Here is a 24,846-nt window from a genome sequence, read left to right as displayed (position 1 = left end):
AAGCTAGGATTGAGCTAAATCTTCCCCAAAGTATATGGCGCGGATATCTGTGGGTAATTTGTCCTCTAGCATACGATAGCCTTCCTGAAGAAAATTGGCTACTTCGTTGGGAGCGATCGCTTCTCCTTCGGCTTGCAGATAGGCAGCGATTCTTGTTTCGCTCCAGTGGAAAGTTTGAGACATTAACACGATTAATCGTAAAACAGGGGGTAGTTGGTCTAATGCCTGTTGTACATAGCACCATAACGGTGGTGAAGTCGCTTGCAGAGAATAATGAATTGCTTCTGTGGGTGGTAGCTTAATTTCGTTAATACAGAAAGCTGTCATATTAATTAACCAATTTTGCATGGTTAAGGCTGGCTCACCTGATTCAGGGCTGGTTAAATTTAGTCCACCGAGTTCGTAATAGATATGTCGCCAGGTGAGGGCAAACAGATAATCTGCTTGCACAGGCGATCGCGCCGAATGCCGAATTAAGGTATACACTATGGGGCTATAACGGCAAAAAATCACCGTAAAATACTTTCCAGCATCTGGATGGCGCTGAAACAAAGTCAGTAGTTCATGGTCACTGTGATGAAATAGCGACTTTACCAGAGGATGATTAGCTTCAGGAAAATGAGGAATTTGCACAAGTCTTTGAGTTGATAGTTGTTAAAATAATTTTGGGAATTGCACTCCCGTAGTTAATCGCATAATATCTTGGTGTTGCCCAGTTTGTAGCCGAGACTCAGACAACTTGAGTTATTGATAAACTAGAAACAAGGACTTAATTTTAGTCTTAATCGACAATTATAAAATCGACTCCCCTATAGAATCCTTATTTGTTCATGGTTATAGCAGTTAGTGCGATGTCGTTCCTCCTCAGTCCCCTTACTTTAGGCTCCTTTCTCCCTTCCTTGCCCTTGGATAGCCTGTTTTCTACCCAAGGCATTATGGTAATGCTGCTAGCAGCTTACGCTGGCGCGATGTGGATGTTCCTCACCAGCGCCCCAAAAGTACACACTGTCATGGTGTCAGATTTGGAGATTGCCCGACAGTTGTATGAAGGGCTGCTAGATTTGCCCGCAGCTGAGGTGCCCTTGCACTATTACTACAACTACGAACAAACTATAGGCGCAACTGGGATTGATCCGCTATACATGTCTACAGGGCCAAGTTTGTCAAGCAAAATGATGAATAATGCTACCGAAGGGCTGTGGTATCAATTGAAGAAAAACACCCAGCTACACGTTATTACTGGTGCGAGTTTAGGTAGCAAAAATCAGCAACGCCACGTTTGCTTTGACCACGACTGCTTGGAAATGATTTTAATGCGAGTCGAAACGCGCGGTTTGAAATTCAAGATTCGTAACCAGAAGCCCCTGAACTTTTTGGTCAAAGACTATGAAGGGCGCGTGATTGAGGTGGCTGAGGTAGCGAATTAGTCATTAGATTTTAGATTATTTTAGATTGTGTGGTGCGTAGCTTGCGATCGTAGGCATTGCGCCACAAAATCTTTTTTTAAGTGGCTAGGCGTAAATGAATTAAAGTTTGTAACCTGAGCTCGGGATAAGAAATCCTCAAAAGCCTTGAATTATCGTTGTTCGGTCTAAAGCTCTGTTTTCATCTATTGTCAATAAGACATATTGCTGAGATTAGTTTCATTTGTGAACCTTATTGACAAAATGATTCCACTTTTATCCCTGCTTTGATCAATTCCAGTTTTATTCAATCCTGACAGAATAAGCTTTTTAGCTTCTGGCTTAACCCGAACTCAGGTTAGGTAATAAAAATGGTGCGTTAGGCAAAGCCATAACGCACCCAAATGTTTATATGCTTAAGTAGGTCAACTCAACTGTTCAAACTTAAATTTACCTTTAATAAGCTTGTTAAAGTATTGACCTTTAGACGGTGCATTGTCTAAGTCTTCCTTGACACTAGGAGGTACTTTGAAATACTCGTAAACACTTCCACTATCAAATTCAATAGTCAGTGTTTGAGTTGTTGGCTCATAGGTAAATTGCTTAATAACACTGCCTTCAGGCTTGAGTAGCGGGAAGGCAATTACATCTCGAATACTAGCAGAATCAGTTAATAACATTACCAACCGATCAATCCCAATCCCTAAGCCACCCGTAGGCGGCATACCGTATTCAAGGGCTGTCAAAAAGTCTTCATCTACACCTTGGGCTTCTAAGTCACCAGCAGCTTTTCTTTCGGCTTGGGCTTCTAGGCGTTCTCTTTGATCGATGGGATCTGTAAGTTCTGAGAAGCTGTTTCCAGTTTCTCGCCCGACGATAAATAACTCAAATCTTTCCACCAAACCAGGTTGAGAACGATGGGGTTTTGCTAAGGGCGAAATTTCTACTGGGTAATCAATGACAAAGGTAGGTTGAATTAAATTAGCTTCTACTTTCTCTTCAAAAGCTAAATTTAGTAATTTACCAATTGATTTGGCTTCATCTATACCAGGAATACCAGCATTTTTACTCGCTGTTTTTGCTTCTTCCAATGTTTGGAAAGAATTGAAATCTAAGCCTGTAAATTCTTTAACTAAATCGTGCATTGTCACTCGCCGCCAAGGTGGTGTCAAATCTATAGGTTCCCCTTGGTAGGTGATTTGCAGCGTGCCGAGTACATCTTGGGCGACAGTGGTAATAATTCCCTCAGTCAGCGCCATCATATCGTTGTAGTCGGCGTAGGCTTGGTAAACTTCAATCGTCGTAAATTCGGGATTATGTCGAGTCGAAATTCCCTCATTACGGAAAACCCGCCCCAATTCAAACACCTTTTCAAAACCACCTACAATCAACCGCTTGAGATGAAGTTCTGTGGCAATTCGCAGATACAACTCCATATCTAAGGTGTTGTGGTAGGTGATAAATGGACGCGCATCTGCACCCCCAGTCTCACTTTGCAAAACTGGCGTTTCAATTTCCAGAAAATCCCGTTCTTCTAAATAGCGGCGAATACCGGCAGTAATTTGGGCGCGACGGCGGAAAGTTTGCCGCACTTCCGGGTTAACAATCAAGTCAACGTAGCGCTGACGGTAGCGCTTGGCAACATCCGTTAATCCATGCCACTTGTCGGGTAGCGGCAACAGGGATTTAGTCAGGATAGTATATTGTTTAACGTAGACAGATAACTCGCCCTTTTCAGTCCGTTTAATAGTACCTTTAACTCCCAGGATATCGCCTGCATCTGTGAGTTGTTTTAAATGATTGAAGGCATCAGCATCAATATCTGCCATGCTTTCTTGGATGCGATTTTTATCCAAATAAAGCTGAATTGTGCCAGTTTCATCTTGCAAGGTGAAGAAAGCCAGTTTACCGAAAACGCGACGCGCCATAATGCGTCCAGCGATCGCAACTTCTAAATCAACTTCTTCACCACTGGCTAAATCAGCAAACTTTTCTTGCAACTGCGCTGCATGATGGGTAGATTCCCAACGATAGGCATAGGGATTAGTCCCTAGCTGCTTGAGTTGTTCTACTTTCTCCAGCCTGGCGGCCCGGATATCTTCTTCCGACATGGTAACGAACTAAATAGGGCAAGATTAATTATAGATGCTGCAAAAGTTGAGAGTAAGAGATATTTGCACTTTGTAGATGATAATATCGCCAAACCAAATACAATGACACAAACTAGAGTGCGCTTGTGGAATGTAGATGAATATCACCGAATGCTTGAGACGGGTATTATCACAGCCGATGAACGGGTAGAACTGATTGATGGGCAAGTTATCCCCATGAGTGCCAAAAATCCTCCACACGCAGCAACAACGCTGTGTGCGTCTGATTATCTCAAGCGTTCGCTAGCAGAAGTTGCCTTAGTTCGGGTGCAAGATCCCATTCAATTAAGCCAATACTCGGAACCTGAACCAGATATTGCCGTTATCCGCATTGATGCGCGAAAGTACATTGATCATCATCCTGCACCCAATGAAATCTTTTTATTGATTGAGGTAGCAGATACAACGCTAGACACCGATCGCAAACAGAAATCACCTTTATATGCTAAGGCAGGAATTGCTGATTACTGGATTTTGGATGTGAATCAGCGTCAGGTTTATGTTTTCCGTGAACCGGGTTTGCAAGGCTACAATCAACAATTGATTTTGCAGGAAGATGCAACGTTATCCTTGATTGCATTTCCAGAAATTGAAGTTCAGATTAGTCAACTGTTTCCATAACTTAGGTGACAGAAATTGAGTATCACAGTTTTTTAACTTTAAAAAAAAAGTGCGATCAAGCGATCGCATTTTATCCAAAAGACTCTCATAGAAAATATGATTGATATCTTCTATGACAACGATTTAATAATCTAATGCACAAGTCAAACCTTTATTTATAGTCTACTGTTAGCGAATGCCTAGATGAAATAGCTTTCATTTTCAAGTTAGTAAATTGTATGATCGCCTTGACTAAATCTTGCTGTTCTGGTTGTAAATTTAGCTTTACTAGGGCTTGATTCATATTATTACCAGCCCGGAGATTGCGATTAAGTTGAGCGCGTTGTGATGTGTTTAAAACTGCCTCAATTTCTCTGTTTCTTCGCTGACGCACAGCCTGGAGTTCTTGGCGTTGTAAGGGAGTCAGATTAATATCCGACAAGGTGGAGTAACTTGCAGTTTTGGTAATTTGGGCGAAAATGACTCCAGAAGTAGTATGGAGTTGAACCGGTGTAGCTAAGGCAATTCCCGGCATGGAAAGGACAAGAGCTAGAATAGTAGCGAACACAGAAAGCCGTTTTGTCAATTGAATTGCCATATTGATAAATGCCTACATCTAAATTTAATGCTCAGATATAGTTAAGCAATTTTCAAGTTTTTAATTTTGAATATTGAATTTATCCTACCCCAAAGAGTGCGTTAACGTGGTATAATTAGCATCTTGCATCAATATTAAGTAGGCTAGGCACTATTTACTAATACCAGTGCCCGCCCTACGGTGATTGCTCCTTAATTACGAATCAGTATCAGGTCTTCTCATTCTGTTGATTTCCCGTCGTAATTCTTCAATTTGACGGCGTAAATTATCTGTTTCATTTGGGGAAGATTCTGCTGAAACATTTACTGAGCCAGAAGCAGGCGATCGCTGATAATTTCCTCGGCGAATTTGCTGGTATTCTTCGGATACTGCCCACGCCCTTAAGTAATGCAGGCGTTCAACGGGGAAAGGATGACTTAACATCGTACCCTGAGCGCCGTTGTAAATCAAAAATTTATATATCTGATTCAGTCCATCTTCATCCAGTGCCTGATAATTTTCTGACTGCTTGATAAATTCTTGTAAACTACATTCATTGGCATATTTGTGGCTACCGCCAGAGAGTTTCATCATGGTTGACATTACAGGATTTAAGTCATCCATTACCAGTAGTGCGGCGCGATCTGACGATAGCTCGGCTTTGCGCCGCCACTCAAAAAAGGCGTAAATCAAGCCTTGCGTTACAAGATTACCGAGACCAAAGGTCAATTCGCCCAAGGCAGAAGCAGCACTCATCGCCCACATCGCCATTTGAATTAAAATAGTATGACCACATTTAATATGCCCCAGTTCATGGGCTAGCACCGCCCGAATCTCAGCTTCGTCTAGTAAGTCTAGTATCCCTGTATTTATGACTATGTAAGGATTCTCTTGCCCCAGTGCATAGCTATTTGCTTGGGGATCTTGCGAGACAAACAGTGCGGGTTCTGGGTAAATGTCCAAATCTCGGACGCATTCCCGAAACATCTGGTAAATAGTGGAATACTGACGCGGCCCGACTTGGATGGTGTTACCCATTAGATAGACTAATTGAGGGCGTTCGTAGATAAATTCCACAAATTTACGAGCGATTAAATCAAATCCCGGTAAATTTCGTAAAGCTTGCTCGGCTTGGCGATCTAGTGGATGCCTGAAGGCTTCGCTGGAAATTCCTGTGTAAGTTGGCATAATTTAGGGAATTGGGAATTGGGAATTGGTCATTAGTCATTGGTCATTGGTCATTAGCAAAGGATAAAGGACAACTGACAAATGACAAAGAACAAAGGACAAATAACAAATGACAAGATAATACAAATGGGGCAATTGGAAGTAAAAATCACTTTGTATGGAATTAAAAGCGTGTGATTGAGGCAGAAGTTCATTTGTCACTACATAACTTTTTGCGATCGCAAGCGGGGTTCCCTTCCTGGCCCCATCATTTGACGATGGCACGGTTGGTAGCACGCGCCTTGCGCCTGGGACGTAGTGCCCTAATTCAAGTAGGAGCGGTTTGTGGCTATCAAGGGCGGTATCGCACTAGTTTTGTAGCATCAGCCCTAATGTGGCACGGCCCTGTAATTATTGTTGCTCAAGAACCAGTGCAGCAACTTCTGCTGCGGATAGAAATTCCGCGTCTACAGCAGTGGCTACCAGCCAATAAATCAATTAGAACAGGTGACGCTTGGCCTGATGCTGAGTTCCAAGGGCTACTGTTAACCTCTCCAGAAGCTTGGTTAAGAGGACAATTTGCTGGTGGCGATCGCTTTCCCGAAGGCATCCCTACAATTATTGATGGGGTAGACGATCTCGAAGATTGGGTGCGCGATCAACTTACCCAAGATATTGAACCCCATGATTGGGATGAACTCATGCTGGCTTGTCCAAATCAAGCTGAGGCAATTAGCGAAGCACGGGTACAACTGACGCACGAACTTTTTCAGCATCCTGTTAATCCATATCACTGCTATCTAATTTCCCAGCCAGAAATAGATATTTTAAGCCGTCTCTATTTAGCTTTAGAGTCAGTACAATCACTGCCAGAACCCTGGAAACAATTCTGGCAACAATTTCAAACCCTTGATGAAAATCTTTCCCCCCCTGCTTCCCCTGCTCCCCCTCCTCTCTTCTGGGCGACTATAGCCCATAGACAAGGTTTATTTTCTTTGCACTATGCCCCAATGGAATTAAGAGAAATCCTCTTACCCTTATGGCAGCGACAACCAGTAGTTTTGATTGGCAGCGCTATAGAACCGGAAACTGAGGCTCCTCTTTTCCGACAGCGCCTTGGTTTGGAAGATTTAACTTGCCTGAAATTCTCCTCGGAGAGTCAAGCGGAAGCAATTCAACTGTATGTACCCTATAAATTGCCCTTACCTAACACGCCAGAATTTCAAGCGGCATTTATTCACAAAGTCCGCACACTGGTTTGTCTAAGTGCTACAGCACCAGGATTAACGGTTGTCTTGGTGGGAGATGTACCACTAAAGGCTCAAGTGGCGACAATTCTGGCATCAGAGTTTGGTTCACGAGTCCAGGTAGAAAAAACTTGTTTAGATGAAAATGGTATTTTAATTAGCGGTTGGGAATTTTGGCGAGAACATCAACGAGTTTTGCCAGCACCCCATTTGTTAATTATTGCTACTTTACCTTTACCATCTTTAGAAAATCCACTAGTAGCTGGTAGGGTAGCTCTTTATAAGCGATCGCATCAAGACTGGTTTCGTTTATATTTATTGCCAGCAGCCTTGAATGAATTACAAAGAGCGATCGCGCCAGTCCGAGAAAGTCAAAGCATTGTTGCTTTACTTGATAGTCGTGTAGTTAATCGTAGCTACGGCGCTCAAATTCTTACTGCCTTAAGCCCTCTGGCACGTATTAACTATCTCGACCCAAGTTTGTTTTCTAATACCGATGAGGAAAATTCTGCTTAAAGTCATTTCCCATTCCCCATTCCCCAATTGTCTATAGCCATGATTCCTGGCAAGATAAATTTAGAACCTAAGTAAAATTTGAGTTGCTGATTATGGGTGAAGCAAAGCGTCGCAAAACCACACAAGGGGAAACATACGGTCAAGAGACTCGAATCTTGCCTTGGCTTCCCATCACAAAAATTCAAGGCGAACAATTTGTCAGCTGGACAACTCGTGGTGCTTGGATAGGCATTATCCTTATGGTTATAGGATGGGCAACTATCCGTTTTATTGGCCCAGCTTTCGGTTGGTGGCAAGTAGTCTACTAAATCCTGCTGTTAATTTTCTCGCTCCAAGAAACCTTGAATCTTACTCCCCTTCCCTTGTGGTCTATCCATTAGTCTTATGTTTAAGTGAGTTGTGGTTTTGTTGGTAAAGATCCGGGAAATGGATAGCCCGCAAGTAAGGAGGGCATTAAAAGGAGCCAGCGCGATCTTTTCCCAAATGGAGAGGCTAGCACTAAGGCGTTTGCCCAAGCGAGCAACTGACGTGAGGAATACAATGGCTTTGGGAATTATAACTATTACCCGCACATAACATTACGAATTACGTTAGCGTAGCGGTGCATAGCCCATTACGAATTACGAATTACGAATTAGCCCGATCGCAATACACTTCACCAAAGCTATGATCGGCATGAATTTCAACCACTAGATCAACTGCTGTTGCATCTTTTACCAAGGGCTTGATAAATAATTCCGGGTGAAGCGATCGCCAAAAATAATTGACAAATTCCTCTATCTCTGCATTGGTCATTCCCGACTTCCCCGCAGCAATCATCTGCTGTTCCGCCTGTTTGCGCCACTCCAAAGAACAGCGATAATCGGTTGGATATAGCAAAATTAAGCTGTCCAATCGATCCCACAGTGGTAAATAATCATGGAGGCGAAGATTCATATCACGAGCAAATGCTCTATCTTCATTTGTGACAATTGGCGGTGGTGCAATATCAAATATATCTGGGTTAATTGGTCGCACACCCACAAACCAACCTTCAAATAATACAATATCTACATCTGTAACCATTTCTGAAGTAGTGCGATCGCCAGCGCCTTTGTATGCAGATTTATCAAACCGGGGAACCATAACTGAACTTTGCGACTGACGGATCTGATCTAGTACATCTAAGCCTAAATCTACATCGTGGGTTCCTGGTGGGCCGCGCCAAATCAAGCGGGGATCTTGCTGTGTTAAGACCAAGCGATCGCTGTAAGTTTTATATAAGTCATCCAAAGAAAAACTCAGAGTCCGGTATCCCAACTGATTCAGAATCAAACTGAGAACTTTAGACATTGTAGTTTTACCAGTGCCTTGTCCTCCTAATATTCCTTGAATCAGAGGGCGTTCCAACTGTTGGCGCTGCGATGCTAGTTTGATCCCCAAAGGCAGCCACAAGTCCCACAAAACCTGTAACATTTTCTTGGGTTCGATTTGGAGGGTAGTTTGGCAGAATTGGCTAAAAGCTGGGAGGACAGATTTTAGTAAATGCGATCGAAAAGCGATCGCTTCATCGACATTTTCCGGCACGATCCCAAAAGCTTTTGCCCTTAACCTATCTGCTAAAACCGCTTTTTTTGCTTGCTGCTGCCAAGTTTCAGTTACAGTTTCTGAAATTAAAATTTCACCCAGCCACAAACTCATAATTTCCCCTTATGCCCCTCTGTCTCCCTGTCCCCTTGTCCCCTTGTCCCCTTGTCCCCTTACCCCCTGCCCCTTGCCCATTCTCACGATCCCAGCTTAAAGGCTTCGAGAAACAGGCTGTAGGTGAAACCAACTTTGAGGAGATTTAGGGAGTCTACAAAGAGCGATCGCCTAGTAAAAAAGCTCTGGCTGTAAAATATCCTACTGGTGACTTCCGTTAACACTACTAAAAAACCAGCTACCACAATATCTAACTCTGCCCGTTGACCAGCTGTAGTGGAAACTGCGTTTCCCAGAAAAAAACCAAACAAAAAACTAATTATCAGCAACGATAATCGCCGCCAAGGATTTAAAAACCATTGCCCTAAGCGTGTAGCAATGGCATCCAACAAGTTATTCAGACGAGTGTTTTGCATCAGATAGACTTCTGGGAAAAAGTCAAGATATCTTGAAATATCTTTATATTATTAAAGAATATATTGGTTGTAGCCTAAGCTTATTTGTTAATATTATAGATATATGCTGGCTTTCCAGCGTTGATTGAAATTTGCACATCTTATCATCTTTAAGGAAGCACAGGCGGTTTCAAGGCTGCTTGTTCTAACTCAAGATGAAATATATTTATCATCTGGGCTGGCAAAAGACACTTTGTTGTCTCTGCTAGTATTCTCACGATATTCTTATTTTTCTATACAAATACATTGGCTGGTTCGGTATCGAATTTTCTTGTTTTTATCCAAGCCTACGGTCAATACACAAAGCAATTAGTGTCTGTAACTGTTGTTTTTCAGTCATCAATGAAATAATTCCCTCCAAATATTTTCTAATCAAAATGATACTTATAATACATTGATGTGCTTAATCTGAATAAAATCTATCTTAAGCTACTTTTCATAATTGTCTTTCGTGATAATAGGCTACTATTTGGTCAAGCCTAGACAAAATATTTATTTCTAAAAACTATCAATATGAAATCTTTAGTGTATCGTAACGTCGGTGTTACAGCTTGTTGCTTGGGACTGCTTGTTGCTCTGGTGGGATGCTTTGGAGTGAGTGTATCCTTTGAGTCCACAAACCCAGATACATCTTCACAACTGCCAAGTGAAACTCAAGAGTGGGAGACAAATTTATCTAAACCTGTTACATCTGAAAAAGGTATTTCCGTTAATCTATCTACTCCAACCAATAAAGTAGAACATAGTAGTAAAGAGAATACTTATCCTGTCTTAGCAGAACGTGATAAATCAGCAAGCAAAGCTAAGAATCAAGGGACTTTGCGGATGAGTAATCAAACAAATCAACCTGTACGCCTGGCTCTACTGGCGCGACAGTCGGTAGCAAAAGGCTCTGGTACTAAACAGGCTAACTACGATGTACCGGCACATTGGGATTTTGCCCCTCAAGAAGGTAGTGAGAAGGGACTGGTTCTATCCCTACCTCAGAATAATTTAAAGCTGGAGAAGGGAGATATTTTAGTTGCCTTCGCACAAGATGGCTCCCGTCGTTATTGGGGCCCCTATGTTGTCGGTGAAACTCAATTACCTAAATGGAATTCCCAAAACAGAGAATGGCAACTAGTGCTGAGTCCATAATCTATAGCAATCAGAATTGAATTTTCTGTTTGAAAATGTGCTTATTAAGAGTTATGAAAATCTAGAAGCTGTAGGGGCAATTTATGTATTGCCCCTACATTAATCAAGTACAGCTTTACATAGAATCGGTATAAGGATTGCTAAATAGTTACCATAGATAACTTCTGCATTTAGCTTTGTAGATTGACTTTTGTTTCATTTATTTTTACTATTAAACCCCATTATGGTATAGGGCTAGAGTAAATACGCTCATCTGATGTTGCTAATAAATAGAGCAATCGGGGCAATCTCGGAAAAACGACTTATTAGGCGTGCTCATTACATTGTTTGAAGTTATGTAGCCTTTTGATTACGGCCTATCAAACACTGCGGTAAACTATGCGTTGATTATGATTCTTTCGCAGAGAAGAACACTCGAAAGGAGCGGTTTTTTCAATGTCTCACACCGTAAAAATCTACGATACCTGCATTGGCTGCACCCAATGCGTCCGCGCTTGCCCTACTGATGTACTTGAGATGGTTCCTTGGGATGGCTGTAAAGCTGCTCAAATTGCCTCTTCACCCCGTACAGAAGACTGCGTTGGCTGTAAGCGCTGCGAAACCGCTTGTCCCACCGACTTTTTGAGCATCCGGGTTTACCTGGGCGCTGAAACAACTCGCAGTATGGGTCTGGCTTACTAAAAAGCTAGTGCCGAGTGCTGAGTGCTGAGACAAAAAGAAGTAAATCAAAAAAGCTAATTTCTTGATTCTTCACTCAGAACTCGGAACTCGGAACTTAAGACTTTGAAGTGTGTCAATATCAAGCACCTTTAGCATCGTAGAGTGGACACTACCTGCTTTACGAAATTTTAATTTTAGATTGGGGATAAAAATCTCTGGGTACTTAAATCCTAGAAGCGTATTTGTACTGTCAGGTCAAAAGCTGACTGTGAATCTGCTTTAAAAGCCCAAAATCCATAACAATACCTAGTGGTAGAGGGAGTAATATTACTCCCTTTTTTCTTTGCAAAACGTCGAGTTTGTGCTAAACACTATACTGGATTTAATTATCCTGAAAAAAAGCGGTGTGAACAATGTGCGGAATCGTTGGATATATAGGCACTCAAGCGGCGACAGACATTTTACTGGCTGGGCTGGAAAAACTAGAGTACAGGGGCTACGATTCTGCTGGAATCGCCACTGTTTGGGAAGGTGAGGTTAATTGTGTGCGGGCAAAGGGCAAACTGCATAACCTACGCTCTAAACTAGAACAAATAGAAACCCCCGCCCAAATTGGTATTGGTCACACTCGTTGGGCTACTCATGGTAAACCAGAAGAATACAACGCCCATCCCCATTTAGATACGGCAAAGCGAGTGGCGGTGGTACAAAATGGCATTATCGAAAATTACCGCGACTTACGCGAAGAACTTAAAGCAAAAGGACACCAGTTTGTTTCTGAAACTGATACTGAAGTAATTCCCCATCTCATAGCCGAATTTTTAAAGAATATTCCCCCCTCATCTTCCTCATCCCCCTTTTTAGAAGCAGTTCGCCAAGCCGTTAACCACTTACACGGGGCATTTGCGATCGCAGTTATTTCTGCTGACTACCCCGATGAATTGATTGTTGTTCGCCAACAAGCACCTTTGGTAATTGGTTTTGGGCAAGGAGAATTCTTTTGTGCGTCTGACACGCCTGCGATCGTTGCTTACACCCGCGCAGTGCTACCTTTAGAAAATGGCGAAATTGCCCGTCTCACTCCTTTAGGTGTTGAGATTTACAATTTTGCTGGCGACAGGTTGAAAAAGCAACCCCGGCTGCTCAACTTCAATCCTGCATTGGTAGAAAAGCAGGGATTCAAACACTTCATGCTCAAAGAAATTCATGAGCAACCAGGAGTAGTAAGAGCTAGTTTAGACGCTTACTTCAATCCAGCCGAATCTACCGAATCACCAATCAATCTTGGTTTACCTGCGGATTTATACAACGATTTAGAACAAATTCAGATCCTTGCCTGCGGTACTAGTTGGCACGCAGCATTAATCGGAAAATATTTACTCGAACAATTAGCAGGAATTTCTACTCAGGTACATTACGCTTCTGAGTATCGCTATGCACCATCACCCGTGACGGCTAACACGTTGATTATCGGTGTTACCCAATCAGGCGAAACTGCTGATACCCTAGCAGCTTTGACAATGGAAAAAGAACGTCGCCAAGGGAGAGAACCTAAATATCAAGCGCGACTACTGGGTATTACCAATCGCCCCGAAAGCAGCCTTGGTCATCTAGTGCCACATGTCATCAGTACCCTAGCAGGAATTGAAATTGGGGTGGCGGCGACAAAAACTTTTACTGCTCAACTGATGGCGTTTTATGCTTTGGCATTGGATTTAGCCGCCCGTCGTCAGACAGTTTCAAAAGATACATTAGATCAAATTATTAACGGGTTACGGCAGATTCCTAAAGAAATTGAAGCAACTTTGGAAAGTCAGGAACGTTTAACTGAACAGCTAGCCCACGAATTTGCCGAAACCCAAGATTTCATCTTTATCGGGAGAGGAATCAACTTCCCCATTGCTTTAGAAGGGGCGTTGAAATTAAAAGAAATAAGCTATATTCACGCCGAAGGGTATCCGGCTGGAGAGATGAAACATGGCCCGATCGCACTTTTAGATGCAAAAGTACCAGTAGTTGCGATCGCAATACCTGGTAGTGTTTACGAAAAAGTTATTTCTAATGCTCAAGAAGCCAAAGCCAGAGATTCTAGGTTAATTGGCGTTACTCCCGTCAACGATGGCGAAGCTGCGGAAATCTTTAACGATCTTCTTCCCGTCTCTCATGTAGAAGAGTTACTTTCTCCAATTCTGACAGTAGTTCCTTTGCAATTATTGGCTTATCACATTGCCGCCCGTCGCGGTTTGGATGTCGATCAGCCTCGTAACCTTGCTAAAAGTGTTACTGTAGAATAGTATAATTTTATACGTGAAATTAATTTATAATGGCTTCTGAAGAAGTTCTATGGCTTGCAGAAGCCATTTTTATGGCAATAGATTATAAGTATAATATATTTATTAATACTTAAGTAATTATTCGCTGGATTTGCAGTAAAGGGTAAAATTATCCAAATGCGATCGCGGAAACTTGAATGTATATTTTTAGAACGTATTTATACTACAGACAAGCCCGTAAAAATTTGATCCGATAACATCAAAGTTAATTAGGGTTTGCTGAAAAAGTCATTCCAAGGCAAGACAAAAATTGACTAAGTAGTCAGGCAAGAGAAAAGATAAGTTTTTGTTGTTTACAATTAAACAAAATATCAGTTTCAATAATATAAGAAGTAAAAAAAGATGTAGTTTTGAAAAATAGCCCCCACTTTTAAAACATCCTTTCAAAGCGCTGGGGGCAATAAGCCTGTGAAGTCGTTCGTACCTAGTCTCTTAGTGGTTTAAAAACTATTTTTAATTAGGAACACACAAAGACACAAACAAAAGAATACATAATTAAAGTTCATCTGTGGTTTTTTGCCTTAAGTCTCATGAATCGTCAGCTAGCTATTGAAGAACCAATATTTTCCCATCTACCAGTGTTACCGCAAGAAGTAATTGCAGGTCTAGCGGTATCTCCCGGAGGTCATTATCTTGATACGACGGTAGGAGGTGGAGGTCACAGCCGTTTAATTTTAGCAGCCGCACCAGATGTAAAATTAACGGCAATTGACCAAGATGAGGATGCTTTAGCAGCAGCGAGGAAAGAATTGGCAGAGTTTGGCGATCGCGTACAATTTATTTACAGCAATTTTGCTGACTATGAGTTTCCCCCCAATACTTTCGATGGTATCTTAGCGGATTTGGGGGTAAGTTCTTACCATTTAGACCAAGCAGAAAGGGGTTTCAGCTTTCGCCAAGCTGCAAATTTGGATATGCGAATGGATCGAGGGCGATCGCTAACTGCTGCTGATGTGATTAATAATTGGGATGAAGCAGAATTAGCTGATATTTTCTTTAAGTACGGTGAAGAGAGATTATCGCGGCGCATTGCTCGTCGTATTGTAGAACGGCGACCGTTGCACACGACTACAGAATTGGCTGATGCGATCGCTTCTTCAGTTCCCCCAAAATACCGTTATGGGAGAATTCACCCCGCTACCCGGGTTTTTCAAGCTCTACGAATTGTCGTCAACGATGAGTTAAAATCCCTAGAAACCTTTTTGGATAAAGCCCCAAATGCCCTTGTCCCTGGTGGCAGAATTGCGATTATCAGTTTTCATAGTCTGGAAGACCGCCCGGTGAAGCATGGTTTAAGAAATTCACCTTTATTAAAAGTCTTGACAAAAAAGCCGATTATTGCTCAGGAAGAGGAAATTGGGAAAAATCCGCGATCGCGATCGGCCAAGTTGAGGATAGCAGAAAAGCTGCTGTAAGCCTTAAGCTGCTCCATCTTGTGGCTCGGAACTGCTGCGAATACGCTCAATGAACTGAGGATAATTTTCTAAATCCTGTTCTGACTGTAACGGTGGCATTTCAATCCAATTACCTTCGAGATGCAGCTTATCCACATAAGCGTAGAAGGCTTCTTGATCTTCCCGATGAGCAAGAACGTAATCATGTAGCTCTTTCTGACTCATTGCATGAAAATTAGACTTGCTCATCCTATGTATCTCCATTTGCCGTTAGGGTATATTTCTATAATATTTTCCTCACCTGCCAAGAAGAATAGATTTTTTGTCCGTTCATCCATACGAACGATATTAATAGGCAAGTAAAGCTTAGTAAACCAGCAGCACAATATGTAGCACTGTGTTTTTTGTTCTGGTGTAGGAATAATCTAAACTCCTTAACATTTGTTAAAGTTACTGCTATAAATAAATTCTCAATAACCTGCGATCGCAATCGATCAAACTGAGGATAGCCCAAAAGCTACTGTCACTACAATGCAGTGTTAAACTACTCCATCTCAACGATCTGCTAATCTAGCGTTGTTGAATAGTTAAAAAATAATAAATGGAAATTAGTAATCTGTTTACAGCAGGTGGCGTGGTCATGTGGCCTCTGCTAGCCTTCTCTTTGTTAGGAGTAGCGCTGATTATCGAGCGGATCATCTTTTGGGTAAGAATAAATAATCGGCAAAATAAGGTAGTGCGAGAGGTGCTACAGCTTTATCGCCTTGATAATGTAGTTAGTGCTTTAGATAAGTTGCAAAAAAATACTGATTTACCCATTGCCCGAATTTTTTTAGCAGCTTTAGAGTTAGAAGAGGCGACACCAGAAGAATTTCGTTTGGCATTAGAAAGCGAAGCACAAGCCGAAATTCCCTTACTTAAGCGATCGCAAAATATTTTTGAGACAATTATTGGTCTTGCGCCGTTGTTGGGACTTCTCGGCACTGTCTTAGGATTAATTAACTCCTTTGCCTCTCTAAATATTGGAGATGTGGGAGGTACTAAAACAACAGGTGTCACATCTGGAATTAGTGAAGCTTTAGTATCCACAGCATCAGGATTAGTAGTAGCAATCTTTACACTATTATTTGCTAATACTTTCCGTGGACTCTATCAGCGCCAGATAGCTTGGATTCAAGAATATGGTGGACAGTTAGAATTACTCTACCGCCGACGCTACGAAAGAGGCGATAAATCCTATACACCTGCCAAATGAAGCGGAACTGAATAATTGTAAATTAGCAATCGCTAATCACTACTTGTTACTGATTTTGCTCTGCAATTTTTGACTCTAATAGTGTTCTAAAATAACAAATAGCTTTTTCGCTACACTTTTCGAGGAAATATTCCATGACTATTTGGGTAAACGAGCAAATTGATCCGTCTGGGATGATTCATGCCTGTATTGCTACTTGTAATGAATCTCAAGCTAAAGAGTGTCATGATTCCTTTCAGAATAATTTGACCGAGAAGCAAAAAGCAGAGGGTTGGATAGCGCAATTGCGGACAGTTGATTCTTGGGATGAAGTGCCAGTGAATTCTTTAAAACTCAATTAATTGGGTGAGATGGAGTTAATTTTTTGGGGTTTTAATCGAACGGATTTCAGGAACGTAGGCGTAGCCCACCATAAGGATCGCTTGTCTAGACTTATCCTAATGCCTACAGCGATCGCAACAAATCCCATGACAACAGGTTAATAAAGGATAAAATTCGGATTAAAATTCTCAAATTATTAGCAAATGCTTCTAAAAAAAGTAACATAAGAGAGGAAAATGATGATTTTTCTGAACTTTTAAGAGCTATCATCTATACCGTAGATTAAATTAAAAAACTTGTATAAGCCGAATCAATTTAGTGAACTATCCCAAAGTTTACACTTCGGAGCAAGCCTGTCCCATTAATTTAGTTGGCGAAACAGGACAAGCGGTTCAAATTTCAATTCATGCTCCCAGTCAATATATCTGTGCCAACTGCGAACGGATATTACCGGATTGGAAACGGCAACCGTTTTTACGAGTAGTGATTGTCTTGCAACAATCGCGTTATCAATTAGTCAAAAAGACGACAGAAGTAGAGTCAGAGAAAGAACGCTTACGAGAAAAGTTTATGCGATTTGGCTGTGATTTAGCATTTAATCTGCGCGATCGCGGCTATTTAACTGACCTAATCGACCCTCGTACAGGCTACCCTTTACTGTGTCATCCTGGAGCAATTCCCCATGATGACACAGCAGTTGTCAAAGCTTTGCTCAACTATCCAGTGATTAAAAATCAATGCCGTGTACTAGTGCATCCCGAATGGGGCGCAGCAGTTTATCCTAGCATTTTGATATCAGAAGCTCCGCCAATTTTGATCGAATGGGTTACTAAAGGTATAGCAGCTATGCATGGGTGGAAAGAAATTGATTATTAGTCATTAGTCATTAGTCATTAGTCATTAGTCATTAGTCATTGGGCATTGGGCATTGGGCATTGGTTATTACTTCCTCACCCCTTCATGTATGTTAGAAATGGGTATGTAAAGACGCGTAGCAGTACCTGTGTCTCCAAACAAATTCTTTCAGGAAGCTAAGACAGTCGAAGCCTCTAATAGTGCGGCTTACTACTTCCCTCTGATGAGTGGACGCTACGAAGTCAAGCCGGGGATGATGGCTTTTGGTTCCTGTTTTGGTAACACTCAAGCTGATCAGCAGGTATTTCAAATTGATGATAATTTCGCCCACTACCGTCAAGCTAAACTTTTAGCCCGTGGGGAACGGTTGAACAAGTACTACCAAACCTGCAATTATTCTCAGGCTGTGACAGGTGCGTAGGCGTAGCCCGTCGTAGACATCGCTCGTTTAATAATTAATCGCCTCACTCAAGAACACCCACAGCATTTTCACTACCAAAAGTCAATAGATAACACTCTGAAATTTCACAGCCAACTTACCAAAGAAACTCTCTATTTAGATTCAGAGTTGCAGTTAAAGCAAGTTGAGGGTAGTTCTGTTGTTCCAGCTTATGCTTCTACCTTTGATGCTTTATCAGCACAGGTACAAGAAGACCTGACAGTTATCTGCCGTTCTGCTGATGGTAACAACTGGTTGAGTGCAGTTCATCTCTGCTATCCGAACCACTGGTCAGCTGAAGAGAAAATTGGTAAAGATTTTGCCACAATCCATAAACCTGTGGCTGGTATGGAAAAAATTAATCGGCGTGCAGGTGCGATCGCTCATACAATGATTACACACAAACCGATGGTGCGCTTTGCTTGGGGTTTGAGTACCAACACCCGCCTTAACCACCATCCCCAAGCGCCGCCTGATGTATCAGTTAGCCAATGGCAAGGTAGAAACTTTGATTCGCAGCATCCCAGACTTTATCTGCGAATTGAGCGTCAAGTAATTTGGGGGCTACCAGAGTATGAAGCAGCGCTGTTTACTATTCGTACTTACTTTAGAGATTGTGGTGTAGTAAGAAAAGACCTAGTGTTACGGTCTAAGCTGCGTGAGGCAATCGAATCTATGACACCAGAATCGCTAGTTTATAAAGGCTTGACAGAGAGCAAAGCCAATATTTTGCAGTGGCTGAGTTAAGCGTAATGTATCAAAAGATGTGTTAAAACCTAGTACAGCGTGCCGTAAATCCAGTTACCATCTCAATGACAAGACTTGGGGCTAACAAGGGGCAAAATCCCATTGTTAAAGGTAGGCAAACTTCCGCCACAGTGTACTAGTAATAACTTAAATGCAGCCTAATCACATCAAAATTCGCCTAGCCCAACCGCAAGATAGAAATCAGATTTTCGATATCCAAAGAGATGCTATACAGAGACTTTGTTCCCAAGATTATAATCCTGAACAGATTCAAGGCTTATTGAACGATAAACAATTAAATGACTTAGAAGGCAAAGATACAAAAGATATAGTTTTTGTTGCTGAAATTGGAGAAAAAATTGTTGGTTTCTCTGCGTATTCCAAATATTGGGTGAGTGCAATTTATGTCCATCCTCAATATGTGCGACAAGGAATTGGTACAGAGTTACTAAAAGCAATGGAACGCAAAGCTTTGTCCGAAAACATCAATACATTAGCTGTTTGTGCATCAATCACTGCTAAACCTTTTTATGAAGCATCTGGTTATCAAGAGTTTGGCGAAACTTACATAATTTCAAGTACTGGAATTTATATACCTTGTATCCGTATGCAAAAATGGCTATCTTCAGCTACTGAGGGAGAACAGCCGCAATCAGAGGATTTAACAGCCATTTGCAGATTTTTGCAATGGATACTGATTGGTAAATAAATCGCCAGGAATAAATTAAATTATGTGTTTTACAATCTCCAGAAATCTCTGTATTGTTGGGGATGTCTCGCTACTGCGCCAAATCATTGCAATGGCAACTTTTGGACTGACTGGCTCGATATTTTTATAAACTACCCCAGTTCGTTGCAAATTTTGTAAAGATGCCGGCACAATTGCAATACCTATTTCGGCTGCCACTAAGCTAACAATTGTTTGCATCTGAATGGCTTGTTGACTTACAGAGGGACTAAAGCCTGCTTGCTGACAGAGACTAATAATTAAGTCGTAGAGTCCAGGCGCTAATATTCTCGGAAATAAAATAAAGGGTTCATTAGCAAGCGATCGCAAACACACATAAGATTGATTTGCTAGCAAATGTGCTTCAGGTAATGCTACTATCAGCGACTCTTGAAAAATTATTTCCCAGCTAAATGTATTTTCCTCCACAGGTGGACGAACAAACCCTACATCTATCCGACCTGTGCGTAACCACTCTAACTGTTGATCTGTAGTCAGTTCATGCAACTCTAGACTCACACCGGGGGCACAATTCCGAAAGTTTCGCAAAATAGTTGGCAAAATATTATACGCAGCAGAACTGACAAAGCCGATCGCTAATTCTCCGAGTTCACCGCGACTAATTTGTTGCCCGACTTGGATTGCCTGCTGCAATTGCCTGAGAATTTGTTGAACTTCATCCAGAAAAACTACCCCCGCTTCTGTTAAATTCACGCTTCGTTTTGTGCGATGAAACAGTTCAAAGCCCAATTCCTTCTCTAGCTGGCGAATTTGTTGACTTAAGGGAGGTTGGGCAATGTGCAATCTTTCTGCTGCCCTTCCAAAGTGCAGTTCTTCTGCCAAGGTGACAAAGTAGCGCAGGTGTCGTAATTCCATCTGTTACCTGAACTTATATCTTTTAAATATTAGTTAAGGTCAAAATATATATTGGACATAATTAATAATATTTTTTATTGTGATGATTATGCAGTCATCAACCTACCGAACTTGGTTGACGACTAGCAAACCAATACTCTGCAATGTAATTTCATAGTTTATGAATAATCTTCCATTACTTGACAATAATTGGAACACAGACCTGTATGAGGATAAACACGCCTTTGTCTGGCAATATGGCGAGAACTTGCTGAAAGTACTCAATCCCAAGCCCGGAGAATCCATTTTGGATCTTGGCTGTGGGACTGGGCAACTAACAGAAAAAATTGCTCAAGCCGGGGCTGAAGTGACTGGAATCGATCGCGCATCTTCGATGATTGAGACAGCAAGACAAAATTATCCCCATCTACGCTTTGATGTTGCTGATGCCAGAGATTTTCAAGTATTGAAACCATTGGATGCTGTATTTTCCAACGCTGTTTTACATTGGATTAAAGAAGCAGATGCGGCGATCGCTTCCATACATCAAGCGTTAAAACCTGGGGGGCGTTTTGTTGCAGAATTTGGTGGTAAGGGAAATGTTCAAGCGATCGTCACAGCTTTGTACAGTGCTTTAGAGGCGATCGCTATCTCTCCACAAGCACTGAATCCTTGGTATTTCCCTAGTATTGGTGAGTACGCTACCCTACTAGAACAACAAGGCTTTGATGTTACTTATGCCACTTTGTTTGCTCGTCCTACTCCCCTAACAGAAGGCGAAGCGGGGATGGCGAACTGGCTTGAAATGTTTGCCGATGCTTTTCTAGCAGGACTGTCTGCTGACCAAAAAATACAAATAATTCGCACGGTGGAAGAGCATCTTTTGCCGACACTGTATCAAGAAGGTAATTGGACAGCCGACTATCGGAGAATTCGTATCGTTGCCATCAAACTTTAGATTGCTTGATAATCAAAGTATGCAAAGGCTTTAGTATAAGAAGTAATTAAGGAAAAATAAAATCAACTATTTTTCGGTCGCCGCAGTTCCTTGGAATTAATCGGGCCGAGAATTTGATTAAGGCTACGCAACTGTTCAGCTGTACCCATACCAATTAGCCGATCGCCTGACATTAAGACTGTATCGCCAGTGGGACCACCGATAAGAGTCCCATCAACGCGGCGAATTGCCAGAACTAATGCCCCAGATTGCGATCGCAATCTCGCTTTCTGCAAACTTTGACCGACAAAGGGACAAAAAGCCGGGTCGAGTAAAAATTCTTCCATATACAACTGACGGTCTGCACCTGTCAAAATCCCGTCTACAAAGTCCAAAACCTGGGGTCTGAGTGCCGCAGCAGCCATGCGCTTCCCACCAGTAATATAGGGGGATATAACCTCATCTGCACCACCGCGTCGTAACTTCTGCAAAGCTTCTTCTGTACTTGCGCGGGCAATCACCCGAATTCCTAAATTCAGTGTTTTGGCTGATAAAACAATGTATAAATTTTCAGCATCGGAAGGCAGGGCTGCAACAATACAAATCGCCCGTTCAATACCAACTTTTAAAAGTGTGTCATCTAATGTAGCATCACCTTGATATGCCGTGTAACCTTCTGTCTGCGCCCTTTGCACAGATTCCATATCTGAATCAATCACTACAAAAGATACACCTTCTGCCCGAAATTCTTTAGAAATTTGACGACCAGTCCGACTAAATCCACAGATGATGTAATGTTCTGTTAGGGATTCCATTAACCGCCTCTGTTGTTGTAGCCGAATTCCTTGTTGAAAGTAGCCTTGAATGATCGCTTCTGTAAATCTGTTGACAATGTAACCGATATTGACTACACCCAACAAAATCAGGGCAATCGTAAACAATCTTCCTCGGCTACCCAGTGGGTGTGTCTCTCCGTATCCCACAGTAGCTAAAGTGATGACTGTCATGTACGCTGCATCTTCCCATGACCAGCCCTCAACTAATGAGTACCACAAAGTGCCAATGAGGAAAACACCGCCAAGAGCGATCGCCCCGGCCATTAACTCCTTTTGGATACGTTGATATTTTTGCTCAAGTGTTGAGAATGACGTAACAATAGTACTTTTAGCCTACTTTTTCTAGTTTTCTACTAACTTTATAGCATTAGTCTTTTTTAGTACATTTAAACTACAATTTATCCAAACTCAATACTCCTAATACTTAAAAATATTCATCTTTAACTTTACATGAAGCTCTAATCCCTAGAAGCCTATTTGGGCAGATATGCAGATAATCAGGTTTAACGTAGTATTGCAAAAGCTACTCTCTCGTCGAGATTGGGATTGTTATCTCGGTGTATTTAGTGTTCTCGGTGCAGATAAGGATTACGAACGTTTTCCGCAAATGAGCGAAGCTGCCATATATGCCGTTTATGCCGTTATGACTCGTATTATGTTACGCTGTTCAGCCGTCTAAAGATTTACTTTATAAATGGTCTTTTAGGGCTATGAGGCAATACAGTTTAGATAAGACCAAAACACTTGTAGAAACGGCGATTTATCGCGTCTCGAAAACCCAAAATTTTTGCCAGTAGCTCTTAACCCAAGCGTATTGGGCTATAAGGCTCGTAAAAAAAATACTAAAATTTTCTCTTCACTCCCCCTGCTCTTTTCACGATGATCTCACTTTTTCGCGTTCCTCCCCCCTTAACTGAAAAGTATTGGGGCGCAAGGCTTTGTACCCCTACAAATTTACAAATAATAGTCCCTTATGAATCAATCAATACAAGTTTACGAACTTCAGAATTGTTTCCCTGAGAGCGACGTGATGAGGCAGCAGTGAGCAAAAACTTCCAAGACTTAGGAGAAAATATAGATGGATCTATCATTGAAAAAAAGCTCTTGAGGTTTTTTTGCTTCAGTGATACTAAAATCCAATGGAGTTTCAGGTAATTTTTTATATCTTGAAAGCCGGGAATCTTTGAGCGATGTTGCTCATTTACCAAGGCATAAATTTTTTCTTTCATCAAAATATTTGTTGCCAACCGCCGAGACAAAGAAAACTTTTGATTATATGCACCGGGCCAAATAGTTCGGTACGCAAGACACTGGTTAAAGAAAATAGCATCACCAAACTGAGCAATCCTAATCCACGAATCGATGTCATCACAGTTAGCATCAAGTGTGGAATCCCAACCACCAGTTTGCACAAAAGCATCACGTCGGCAAGCCACTTGTACAGGTGTGCCAAAGGGTACAAGCTCTAAGAGCATACCGTAATGAATATCGGCTTGGGGGACATAAAAAGCTAAACCAGGGCCAACTTGCGGGGTGCGACTGAGTTCAACTTCATTACCATCTACCTGAGCCGCGACACAAGAACAGATTACAGCATCGGGATGAAGTGCGATCGCCTTAGCCATCTCTTCTATGCAGTTGGGAGCTAAATAATCGTCATCATCTAAAAACTTAATCCAGTCGCCGCTAGCTTTGGCAACTCCAGCATTTACCGTTGCGGCATGACCAAGGTTCACTTCATTCCGATGATAGACAACCTTGTCCCCTAAGCTTTTGAGATATGTTTGGGTATCATCAGAAGAACAGTCATCGGCAACAACCACCTCACACTCAATGGTTTGGTTCCGAGCCGACTCAATTGCTCTTTGCAGCAAGTTCAAGCGATTATAGGTACTGATGACGACGCTAAATTTCATAAATTTACACCTGTGGTACAGCATTTTGCAATATAGCTTCGATCTACCGAGTCTTGTCTCAGTAAAATTATCAATCTCCAATAAGTAGAAGTAGACTGAAATAGGATTATCGATTTATGATTGATGATCGTGGGTTTTTTTTTAAGCAGACAGAAAGACTATGAGCGCTCAAGAGATTATCCGCTCCATTGAAGCGGAACAGCTAAAATCAAATTTGCCCGACATTTTTGTGGGCGACACCGTAAAAGTAGGAGTGAAAATTAAAGAAGGCGAAAAATACCGGGTACAACCCTACGAAGGAGTAGTGATTGCCAAACGCAATGGTGGCATCAACGAAACTATTACAGTCCGTAAGGTTTTTCAAGGTGTAGGCGTTGAGCGCGTATTTCTGTTGCATTCTCCCCGGATTGATAGCATCAAGGTATTACGTCGTGGTAAAGTCCGCCGTGCTAAACTGTATTATCTCCGCGATCGCGTAGGTAAGGCAACCCGGATTAAGCAACGGTTTGACCGCCCTTTGTGATTCGTGCTTCTTTCATTGTGGGAGAAATCTCAAGCGGCATCTGCCGCTAACTTGTTTTCTCAACCAAATTGAAGTATGATAGAAATCGCATGTTGCGTTAAACTAAAATTTAGTTC

The 24,846-nt window shown here is 41.8% G+C and carries 28 protein-coding genes; 17 read left to right on the top strand and 11 right to left on the bottom strand.

All coding sequences use genetic code 11. The annotated features are described in order from the left end of the window. Positions 1-3: 3 nt before the first annotated feature. On the bottom strand, positions 4-633 hold the full coding sequence (locus ACFFRD_RS08470; protein ID WP_190934866.1) for a sigma-70 family RNA polymerase sigma factor: 630 nt from the start codon (positions 631-633) through the stop codon (positions 4-6). Positions 634-830: 197 nt separating this feature from the next. On the opposite strand from ACFFRD_RS08470, the gene ACFFRD_RS08465 reads away from it, so the two are divergent. Next, a complete protein-coding gene (locus ACFFRD_RS08465) occupies positions 831-1,427 on the top strand; it encodes a glyoxalase-like domain protein (protein ID WP_114081453.1) in 597 nt (198 codons plus the stop codon). Between the two features lie 401 nt (positions 1,428-1,828). Here the strand turns inward: ACFFRD_RS08465 and lysS are convergent, their stop codons facing one another. Continuing rightward, a complete protein-coding gene (gene lysS, locus ACFFRD_RS08460; RefSeq protein WP_392481147.1) occupies positions 1,829-3,514 on the bottom strand; it encodes a lysine--tRNA ligase in 1,686 nt (561 codons plus the stop codon). Positions 3,515-3,616: 102 nt separating this feature from the next. On the opposite strand from lysS, the gene ACFFRD_RS08455 reads away from it, so the two are divergent. Further along, positions 3,617-4,174: a Uma2 family endonuclease gene (locus ACFFRD_RS08455; protein ID WP_392481146.1), complete on the top strand. Its 558-nt coding sequence runs from the start codon at positions 3,617-3,619 to the stop codon at positions 4,172-4,174. 151 nt (positions 4,175-4,325) lie between these two features. Here the strand turns inward: ACFFRD_RS08455 and ACFFRD_RS08450 are convergent, their stop codons facing one another. Next, positions 4,326-4,751, bottom strand: coding sequence for a hypothetical protein (locus ACFFRD_RS08450; protein WP_392481145.1), 426 nt, complete (start codon positions 4,749-4,751; stop codon positions 4,326-4,328). Between the two features lie 195 nt (positions 4,752-4,946). Continuing rightward, positions 4,947-5,918 carry a M48 family metallopeptidase gene (locus ACFFRD_RS08445; protein ID WP_190961150.1) on the bottom strand — a complete coding sequence of 324 codons (972 nt, stop codon included), beginning with the start codon at positions 5,916-5,918 and terminating at the stop codon, positions 4,947-4,949. A 173-nt stretch (positions 5,919-6,091) separates the two neighbouring features. On the opposite strand from ACFFRD_RS08445, the gene ACFFRD_RS08440 reads away from it, so the two are divergent. Together ACFFRD_RS08440 and ACFFRD_RS08435 are read left to right on the top strand one after the other, a co-directional pair. Then, the gene (locus ACFFRD_RS08440; RefSeq protein ID WP_392481144.1) at positions 6,092-7,660 is read left to right on the top strand and encodes an ATP-dependent DNA helicase; all 1,569 of its coding nucleotides are present in this window, start codon (positions 6,092-6,094) and stop codon (positions 7,658-7,660) included. Between the two features lie 92 nt (positions 7,661-7,752). Further along, on the top strand, positions 7,753-7,968 hold the full coding sequence (locus ACFFRD_RS08435; protein ID WP_114081445.1) for a DUF2839 domain-containing protein: 216 nt from the start codon (positions 7,753-7,755) through the stop codon (positions 7,966-7,968). A 319-nt stretch (positions 7,969-8,287) separates the two neighbouring features. On the opposite strand, the gene ACFFRD_RS08430 is transcribed toward ACFFRD_RS08435, so the two are convergent. Next, positions 8,288-9,340 carry a glycerate kinase gene (locus ACFFRD_RS08430; RefSeq protein WP_392481143.1) on the bottom strand — a complete coding sequence of 351 codons (1,053 nt, stop codon included), beginning with the start codon at positions 9,338-9,340 and terminating at the stop codon, positions 8,288-8,290. Between the two features lie 83 nt (positions 9,341-9,423). After that, a complete protein-coding gene (locus ACFFRD_RS08425; protein ID WP_012411493.1) occupies positions 9,424-9,756 on the bottom strand; it encodes a DUF565 domain-containing protein in 333 nt (110 codons plus the stop codon). Between the two features lie 552 nt (positions 9,757-10,308). Between ACFFRD_RS08425 and ACFFRD_RS08420 the strand changes: the two genes are divergently transcribed. From ACFFRD_RS08420 to rsmH, 4 genes are all read left to right on the top strand, one after another. Further along, positions 10,309-10,932: a hypothetical protein gene (locus ACFFRD_RS08420; protein WP_392481142.1), complete on the top strand. Its 624-nt coding sequence runs from the start codon at positions 10,309-10,311 to the stop codon at positions 10,930-10,932. A 435-nt stretch (positions 10,933-11,367) separates the two neighbouring features. Then, positions 11,368-11,613, top strand: coding sequence for a photosystem I iron-sulfur center protein PsaC (gene psaC, locus ACFFRD_RS08415; protein ID WP_012411495.1), 246 nt, complete (start codon positions 11,368-11,370; stop codon positions 11,611-11,613). 392 nt (positions 11,614-12,005) lie between these two features. Beyond that, the gene (gene glmS / locus ACFFRD_RS08410; RefSeq protein ID WP_392481141.1) at positions 12,006-13,886 is read left to right on the top strand and encodes a glutamine--fructose-6-phosphate transaminase (isomerizing); all 1,881 of its coding nucleotides are present in this window, start codon (positions 12,006-12,008) and stop codon (positions 13,884-13,886) included. A 569-nt stretch (positions 13,887-14,455) separates the two neighbouring features. Next, the gene (gene rsmH / locus ACFFRD_RS08405) at positions 14,456-15,340 is read left to right on the top strand and encodes a 16S rRNA (cytosine(1402)-N(4))-methyltransferase RsmH (protein ID WP_392481140.1); all 885 of its coding nucleotides are present in this window, start codon (positions 14,456-14,458) and stop codon (positions 15,338-15,340) included. A gap of 3 nt (positions 15,341-15,343) precedes the next feature. On the opposite strand, the gene ACFFRD_RS08400 is transcribed toward rsmH, so the two are convergent. Together ACFFRD_RS08400 and ACFFRD_RS08395 are read right to left on the bottom strand one after the other, a co-directional pair. Then, positions 15,344-15,568 (bottom strand): DUF6887 family protein, encoded by a 225-nt coding sequence (locus ACFFRD_RS08400; RefSeq protein ID WP_392481139.1) that lies wholly within the window; start codon positions 15,566-15,568, stop codon positions 15,344-15,346. Continuing rightward, complete coding sequence (locus ACFFRD_RS08395) at positions 15,565-15,678, bottom strand: DUF6888 family protein (protein ID WP_372726492.1); 114 nt, start codon at positions 15,676-15,678, stop codon at positions 15,565-15,567. The genes ACFFRD_RS08400 and ACFFRD_RS08395 overlap by 4 nt, the downstream gene beginning before the upstream one ends. A gap of 242 nt (positions 15,679-15,920) precedes the next feature. On the opposite strand from ACFFRD_RS08395, the gene ACFFRD_RS08390 reads away from it, so the two are divergent. The 6 genes from ACFFRD_RS08390 to ACFFRD_RS08365 all read left to right on the top strand — a co-directional run bounded on the left by ACFFRD_RS08390 (position 15,921) and on the right by ACFFRD_RS08365 (position 19,645). Further along, positions 15,921-16,574: a MotA/TolQ/ExbB proton channel family protein gene (locus tag ACFFRD_RS08390; RefSeq protein ID WP_392481137.1), complete on the top strand. Its 654-nt coding sequence runs from the start codon at positions 15,921-15,923 to the stop codon at positions 16,572-16,574. Between the two features lie 134 nt (positions 16,575-16,708). Then, the gene (locus ACFFRD_RS08385) at positions 16,709-16,915 is read left to right on the top strand and encodes a glycogen debranching protein (protein ID WP_179073409.1); all 207 of its coding nucleotides are present in this window, start codon (positions 16,709-16,711) and stop codon (positions 16,913-16,915) included. A 298-nt stretch (positions 16,916-17,213) separates the two neighbouring features. Then, positions 17,214-17,771, top strand: a complete 558-nt coding sequence (locus tag ACFFRD_RS08380) for a methylmalonic aciduria and homocystinuria type D protein (RefSeq protein ID WP_392481135.1) — start codon at positions 17,214-17,216, stop codon at positions 17,769-17,771. 127 nt (positions 17,772-17,898) lie between these two features. Continuing rightward, on the top strand, positions 17,899-18,171 hold the full coding sequence (locus ACFFRD_RS08375; protein WP_392481134.1) for a hypothetical protein: 273 nt from the start codon (positions 17,899-17,901) through the stop codon (positions 18,169-18,171). 18 nt (positions 18,172-18,189) lie between these two features. After that, entirely contained in the window at positions 18,190-18,936 is a 747-nt protein-coding gene (locus ACFFRD_RS08370; RefSeq protein ID WP_392483033.1) for a DUF3445 domain-containing protein, read from the top strand. 151 nt (positions 18,937-19,087) lie between these two features. Beyond that, a complete protein-coding gene (locus tag ACFFRD_RS08365) occupies positions 19,088-19,645 on the top strand; it encodes a GNAT family N-acetyltransferase (protein ID WP_392481133.1) in 558 nt (185 codons plus the stop codon). Between the two features lie 15 nt (positions 19,646-19,660). Here ACFFRD_RS08365 and ACFFRD_RS08360 read toward each other — a convergent pair whose 3' ends face one another. Beyond that, the gene (locus ACFFRD_RS08360; protein ID WP_392481132.1) at positions 19,661-20,539 is read right to left on the bottom strand and encodes a LysR family transcriptional regulator; all 879 of its coding nucleotides are present in this window, start codon (positions 20,537-20,539) and stop codon (positions 19,661-19,663) included. A 160-nt stretch (positions 20,540-20,699) separates the two neighbouring features. On the opposite strand from ACFFRD_RS08360, the gene ACFFRD_RS08355 reads away from it, so the two are divergent. Next, positions 20,700-21,476: a class I SAM-dependent methyltransferase gene (locus tag ACFFRD_RS08355; protein WP_392481131.1), complete on the top strand. Its 777-nt coding sequence runs from the start codon at positions 20,700-20,702 to the stop codon at positions 21,474-21,476. A 62-nt stretch (positions 21,477-21,538) separates the two neighbouring features. Here the strand turns inward: ACFFRD_RS08355 and ACFFRD_RS08350 are convergent, their stop codons facing one another. After that, positions 21,539-22,555: a potassium channel family protein gene (locus ACFFRD_RS08350; RefSeq protein ID WP_392481130.1), complete on the bottom strand. Its 1,017-nt coding sequence runs from the start codon at positions 22,553-22,555 to the stop codon at positions 21,539-21,541. Between the two features lie 223 nt (positions 22,556-22,778). Here ACFFRD_RS08350 and ACFFRD_RS08345 point away from each other — a divergent pair, with 223 nt between their 5' ends. Further along, entirely contained in the window at positions 22,779-22,970 is a 192-nt protein-coding gene (locus ACFFRD_RS08345) for a hypothetical protein (protein ID WP_392483269.1), read from the top strand. A gap of 292 nt (positions 22,971-23,262) precedes the next feature. Here ACFFRD_RS08345 and ACFFRD_RS08340 read toward each other — a convergent pair whose 3' ends face one another. Continuing rightward, positions 23,263-24,207, bottom strand: a complete 945-nt coding sequence (locus tag ACFFRD_RS08340) for a glycosyltransferase family 2 protein (RefSeq protein WP_392481128.1) — start codon at positions 24,205-24,207, stop codon at positions 23,263-23,265. 160 nt (positions 24,208-24,367) lie between these two features. On the opposite strand from ACFFRD_RS08340, the gene rplS reads away from it, so the two are divergent. Beyond that, entirely contained in the window at positions 24,368-24,730 is a 363-nt protein-coding gene (gene rplS, locus ACFFRD_RS08335) for a 50S ribosomal protein L19 (protein ID WP_114081431.1), read from the top strand. The last annotated feature ends 116 nt before the right edge of the window (positions 24,731-24,846 follow it).

This window comes from Nostoc sp. C110, from assembly GCF_043099725.1.
Taxonomy (GTDB): domain Bacteria; phylum Cyanobacteriota; class Cyanobacteriia; order Cyanobacteriales; family Nostocaceae; genus Nostoc; species Nostoc muscorum_A.
This window is presented reverse-complemented; position numbering and strand designations above follow the sequence as displayed.

Bases quoted from the DNA above. Each gene is read 5' to 3' on its own strand.
- ACFFRD_RS08465 (WP_114081453.1), top strand. From the start codon at position 831: ATGGTTATAGCAGTTAGTGCGATGTCGTTCCTCCTCAGTCCCCTTACT.
- lysS (WP_392481147.1), bottom strand. From the start codon at position 3,514: ATGTCGGAAGAAGATATCCGGGCCGCCAGGCTGGAGAAAGTAGAACAA.
- ACFFRD_RS08455 (WP_392481146.1), top strand. From the start codon at position 3,617: ATGACACAAACTAGAGTGCGCTTGTGGAATGTAGATGAATATCACCGA.
- ACFFRD_RS08450 (WP_392481145.1), bottom strand. From the start codon at position 4,751: ATGGCAATTCAATTGACAAAACGGCTTTCTGTGTTCGCTACTATTCTA.
- ACFFRD_RS08445 (WP_190961150.1), bottom strand. From the start codon at position 5,918: ATGCCAACTTACACAGGAATTTCCAGCGAAGCCTTCAGGCATCCACTA.
- ACFFRD_RS08435 (WP_114081445.1), top strand. From the start codon at position 7,753: ATGGGTGAAGCAAAGCGTCGCAAAACCACACAAGGGGAAACATACGGT.
- ACFFRD_RS08430 (WP_392481143.1), bottom strand. From the start codon at position 9,340: ATGAGTTTGTGGCTGGGTGAAATTTTAATTTCAGAAACTGTAACTGAA.
- ACFFRD_RS08425 (WP_012411493.1), bottom strand. From the start codon at position 9,756: ATGCAAAACACTCGTCTGAATAACTTGTTGGATGCCATTGCTACACGC.
- ACFFRD_RS08420 (WP_392481142.1), top strand. From the start codon at position 10,309: ATGAAATCTTTAGTGTATCGTAACGTCGGTGTTACAGCTTGTTGCTTG.
- psaC (WP_012411495.1), top strand. From the start codon at position 11,368: ATGTCTCACACCGTAAAAATCTACGATACCTGCATTGGCTGCACCCAA.
- glmS (WP_392481141.1), top strand. From the start codon at position 12,006: ATGTGCGGAATCGTTGGATATATAGGCACTCAAGCGGCGACAGACATT.
- rsmH (WP_392481140.1), top strand. From the start codon at position 14,456: ATGAATCGTCAGCTAGCTATTGAAGAACCAATATTTTCCCATCTACCA.
- ACFFRD_RS08400 (WP_392481139.1), bottom strand. From the start codon at position 15,568: ATGAGCAAGTCTAATTTTCATGCAATGAGTCAGAAAGAGCTACATGAT.
- ACFFRD_RS08390 (WP_392481137.1), top strand. From the start codon at position 15,921: ATGGAAATTAGTAATCTGTTTACAGCAGGTGGCGTGGTCATGTGGCCT.
- ACFFRD_RS08385 (WP_179073409.1), top strand. From the start codon at position 16,709: ATGACTATTTGGGTAAACGAGCAAATTGATCCGTCTGGGATGATTCAT.
- ACFFRD_RS08365 (WP_392481133.1), top strand. From the start codon at position 19,088: ATGCAGCCTAATCACATCAAAATTCGCCTAGCCCAACCGCAAGATAGA.
- ACFFRD_RS08360 (WP_392481132.1), bottom strand. From the start codon at position 20,539: ATGGAATTACGACACCTGCGCTACTTTGTCACCTTGGCAGAAGAACTG.
- ACFFRD_RS08355 (WP_392481131.1), top strand. From the start codon at position 20,700: ATGAATAATCTTCCATTACTTGACAATAATTGGAACACAGACCTGTAT.
- ACFFRD_RS08350 (WP_392481130.1), bottom strand. From the start codon at position 22,555: ATGGCCGGGGCGATCGCTCTTGGCGGTGTTTTCCTCATTGGCACTTTG.
- ACFFRD_RS08345 (WP_392483269.1), top strand. From the start codon at position 22,779: ATGCAGATAATCAGGTTTAACGTAGTATTGCAAAAGCTACTCTCTCGT.
- ACFFRD_RS08340 (WP_392481128.1), bottom strand. From the start codon at position 24,207: ATGAAATTTAGCGTCGTCATCAGTACCTATAATCGCTTGAACTTGCTG.
- rplS (WP_114081431.1), top strand. From the start codon at position 24,368: ATGAGCGCTCAAGAGATTATCCGCTCCATTGAAGCGGAACAGCTAAAA.